The sequence below is a fragment of the Rhodococcus sp. 14C212 genome, from assembly GCF_011058195.1.
GTDB classification, from domain to species: domain Bacteria; phylum Actinomycetota; class Actinomycetes; order Mycobacteriales; family Mycobacteriaceae; genus Rhodococcus; species Rhodococcus aetherivorans.
The window spans coordinates 1-3,916 of the sequence record NZ_JAALEH010000176.1 but is presented as its reverse complement, the minus strand read 5'-3'; the positions used below and the strand labels follow the sequence as shown (position 1 = coordinate 3,916).

At 71.3% G+C, this 3,916-nt stretch carries 3 protein-coding genes and 1 pseudogene; all 4 read right to left on the bottom strand.

Annotation, left to right across the window (positions count from 1 at the left end; translation table 11 throughout):
* Window positions 1-1,532: FtsH/Yme1/Tma family ATP-dependent metallopeptidase (locus tag G6038_RS30330; RefSeq protein WP_240918887.1), on the bottom strand; the 1,532-nt coding region annotated here is incomplete at its 3' end.
* Between the two features lie 150 nt (window positions 1,533-1,682).
* Window positions 1,683-2,279 (bottom strand): alpha/beta hydrolase, encoded by a 597-nt coding sequence (locus G6038_RS30325; RefSeq protein WP_165042571.1) that lies wholly within the window; start codon window positions 2,277-2,279, stop codon window positions 1,683-1,685.
* Complete coding sequence (locus G6038_RS30320) at window positions 2,276-3,631, bottom strand: MFS transporter (RefSeq protein WP_165042569.1); 1,356 nt, start codon at window positions 3,629-3,631, stop codon at window positions 2,276-2,278. Before G6038_RS30320 ends, G6038_RS30325 begins: the two co-directional genes overlap by 4 nt.
* A 158-nt stretch (window positions 3,632-3,789) precedes the next feature.
* Window positions 3,790-3,916, bottom strand: a pseudogene (locus G6038_RS30315) (3-keto-5-aminohexanoate cleavage protein); the annotation flags it as partial.

Below are 3,916 nucleotides of genomic sequence, written 5' to 3'. Positions count from 1 at the left end.
CGCCCACCCACCCGGACGGTGAGCAGATCGTTGAGATACCCCTCGCTGTAGAGGTGGCGTTCGACCTCGGGGAGCTGCTGGGTCGATCCCAGCGCCATGCCCGCGGGCAGGATGGTCACCTTCGCCACCGGGTCGGCGTGCGGGCACAGGGCCGCGAGCAGCGCGTGACCCGATTCGTGCACCGCCACCGAGGTCCGTTCCTCGGGGAGCAGGGCGTTGGCGCTCTCGCGGCGGCCGAGCAGCAGGCGGTCGCGCGCGGACGACAAGTCCTCGGCGCAGATGACGGTGCGGTCGTCGCGGACGGCGTTGATGGCGGCCTCGTTGACCAGGTTCGCCAGATCCGCACCCGAGAACCCCGGGGTGGCCCGCGCGAGCACGCTCAGGTCGACGTCGGGTCCGAGGTGTTTGCCCTGCAGGTGCACCGAGAGGATCGCGGCCCGCTCCGACTGGGTGGGCAGGGGGATGACGACCGTGCGGTCGAACCGGCCCGGCCGCAGCAGTGCCGGATCGAGCGCCTCCGGGCGGTTCGTCGCTGCCAGCACCACGATGCCGACGCTCTGATCGAAGCCGTCCATCTCGGCCAGCAACTGGTTGAGCGTCTGCTCCCGCTCGTCGTTTCCGGCGTAGGTCCCGACGCCGCGTTTGCTGCCGATGGCGTCGATCTCGTCGATGAAGATGATCGACGGGGGGCTCTTGCGGGCCTGCTCGAACAGGTCCCGCACGCGGGAGGCGCCGACGCCGACGAACATCTCCACGAACTCCGAGCCCGTGACGGACAGGAAGCGCACCTCTGCCTCACCCGCCACCGCACGGGCCAGCAGCGTCTTGCCGGTGCCCGGCGGGCCGATCATCAGCACCCCGCGGGGACCCTTCGCGCCGGCGGCCGCGTACTTCTCCGGATCCCGCAGGAAGTCGACGACCTCGCTGATCTCCTGCTTGACGCCGTCGTATCCGGCAACGTCGGCGAAGCGGGTGGTCGGCCGGTTCGCCTCGATCACCCGGGCCTTCGAGCGGCCGAACGCTCCGATGCCCCCGATACCGCCGGCGCCTCCGCTGAACGCGCGCTGCGCCCGGCGGCCGACCCACAGCAGCAGTCCCGCGAACACGACGAAGGGCAGCATGCTGAACAGAATCGCCCCCCACGGGCTGTCGTCGGTCTGTTCCGCGCTGATCCGGACCTGCTTGGCCCGCAGCGTGTTGTCGAGTCCGGCGAGGTCCAGCGCGGTGGGCAGCTGGGTGACGAATTCGGTGCCGTCGGAAAGGGTTCCGGCGACCGATCCCTTGTCGTCGATCGTCACCTGCTCCACGGTGCCCGCGTCGACGCGGTCCACGAAGTCGCTGTAGGACAGGGTGCTCGACGTCGGGGTCTGCAGGGCCAGGGCGACTACCAGGCCGCCGAGCAGGACGGCGACCGCGATCAGTTGCCACCACAGGCCCGAGGACGGCGCCGGCGGAGGCGGCGGGTCCGGGGGCGGCCCCGATCGCGCCGACCGTGAGAGGTGAACGGAGAAGAACCTGGTCCGTGTGATCATTCGGCGCTCTCCTGACCTGTCCGTGTCGGATCCACGGTATCCGCACGCACGGAGGTCCTCACCCGTGTCAGCAGGATCGACGACGGGCTGTGGAGCGTGGCGGCGAACCGCGACGTCGGTATCGCCGGGTTCGCCGCCACGGTCCGGGGCTCAGGCCCGGAGAGGGACCGGTTGGGGCTGCGGTGCCTCGGCGAGTTCGCGGACGAGGTCCTCGGCGGCGGGCCAGTGGCCGTAGCCGGCGGCGGGGTTGAGGTGCCCGACCGGTCCGGCGTCGACGAGTCTGCTGCCCCAGTGCCGCGCGAGAGCGGCGGCCCGGTCGAACCCACAGAGCGGGTCGTTGCTGCTGGCGGCGACGATGCTGGGAAACCGCAGCGGTGTGCGCGGGGTGGGATACCAGCCGTTGTCGCCTAGCTGTTCGGGGGTGGGGTAGCCGGCGGGCAGTGCGACGGTGAGGTCGGGCGGGGTGGCCAACAATGCGCCCACGATGGGGTGGTGGTGGCGCTGGGCCCACGCGACGGTGATCATCACACCGGCGCTGTGCGCGACCAGCAGCACCGGGCCGGTCGTGCCGGCGACGACCTCGTCCAGGGCGGCGACGCGGGCGGCGAGACTGAACTTGTCGCGGTGCAGCGGCTCGACCGTGGCCACCTTCGGCAGCCGCGCGGCGAGCAGGGTCTGCCAGTGCTCGGCGACGTGGCCGCGCAGGCCCGGCACGATCACCACGGTCGTGGTGTCGAGGATGCTCACTTGTCGGCTCCGGTCTGCTGCGCGGGGGCGGCGGACAGGGCGGCGAGCTTGCGGACGCCGGCGGGGTAGACGCGCTTGCCGACCAGCAGCACCACGACGGCCCCCAGGTAGACGAGCGGCGCGAGCTGCAGAGCATTGGCGAGGCTGATCTTGTCCGCGAGGACGCCGACCACGAACGGGCCCGCGGCCAGCCCGAGCAGGCTGTTGGCCAGGGTGGTGGTGCCGAACGCCGACGCCCGCACGGTGGGGTGGGTCAGGTTGGCGACCATCGCGGTGACCGCGCCGGTGGAGCCGGCGGAGAAGAACGCGCCCAGTCCGAGCAGCACCAGCTGCGCGGTGCCGACCGGCAGTTGGAACCCGACGATCAGCAGTACCCCGGCGGCGAGGCTGATCGCGATCGCGACCGTCCACTTGCGGGCCGGATCGATGCGGGCGACCCGGTCGGCGACGATGCCGCACACGATCATGCCGGCGCCGATGAGCAGTACGAAGACCGCGGCCATCGCGGCGGCCTTGTCCGCGGCCAGCCCGTAGGAGCGGCCGAAGAAGCTGGGCAGCCAGGCCATCAGCGCGGCGGCGGTGAACATCTGCAGTCCGCCGCCGATGTAGGCGCACAGCACCGCGGGGTTGGTGAACAGGCTCGAGATCGGGGCACGCGCAGCCGTGCCCGGCGCAGCGGTGTGGGTGGTGTTCGCGTCGTCGTCGACGGCGTGGCGGGCGAGCTTGCGTTCACTGACCAGCGCCCAGAACAGCCCGACCAGGACCAGCCCGAAGACCGCCATCGACGCGAAGGACCAGCGCCAGGACAGTTGTACGGCGATGACCCCGCCGAATGCGACGCCGATCACCGACCCGAACGAACCGCCGGCCATGAACGCACCCGAGAGCGAGGCCCGCAGCCGCGGCGCGAACACGCTGAGCACGACCGCGATACCGACGCTGCCGTAGGCGGCCTCACCGACGCCGACCAGGAACCGGGCGCCGAGCATCTCCTCGTAGGAGCCCGCCACCGCGCACAGCAGGGTCGCCACGCTCCACAACGCGGCCATCACGACGAGGCTGCGCACCCGGCCCCACCGGTCGGCGAGCATCGACAGCGGCAGGGTGAGCAACCCGACCATCAACGCGACCACGCTGTTCAGCGACGCGAGGTTCGAATCCGACAGCGACCATTCGGCTTTCAGGAACGGGAACACCGCACTGAGGACCTGCCGGGACATGTAGTCCGACAGCAGCAGCCCGAAGGTGAGTGCGAAGACGAGCCACGGGTAGAACCGGGATCGCCCGCTGCCGCGAGACGGCGCCGACACGGTCGCGGCCCGCTCCGGCGCGGTGGTGGTGAGAGACGACATGATCTTCCTAAACCTCGGGTGGGGTGGTGAGAGAAGCGCGATGGCTGGGTGGAACGTGTGGGGCCGACCGCTGGTGGGAGAAGGGGTTTCGCGTGCCCCGGGGGCGGGGCGCGGCACCGGGTGTGGTGTCACGCCCCGCCGGTCACGCGGATGCTCCGTCAGGCGTGCTGGGTGAAGCCGCGCTGGCCGGGGCGGCGGTTGGGTGCGAAGCCGATCTTGGCGAGGGTCTCGTCGGCGTCGGTGTAGCGCTCGTCGAGCTTGTAGATCTCGCGGGCCTCCTTGCCG

Bases quoted from the DNA above. Each gene is read 5' to 3' on its own strand.
- G6038_RS30320 (WP_165042569.1), bottom strand. From the start codon at position 3,631: ATGTCGTCTCTCACCACCACCGCGCCGGAGCGGGCCGCGACCGTGTCG.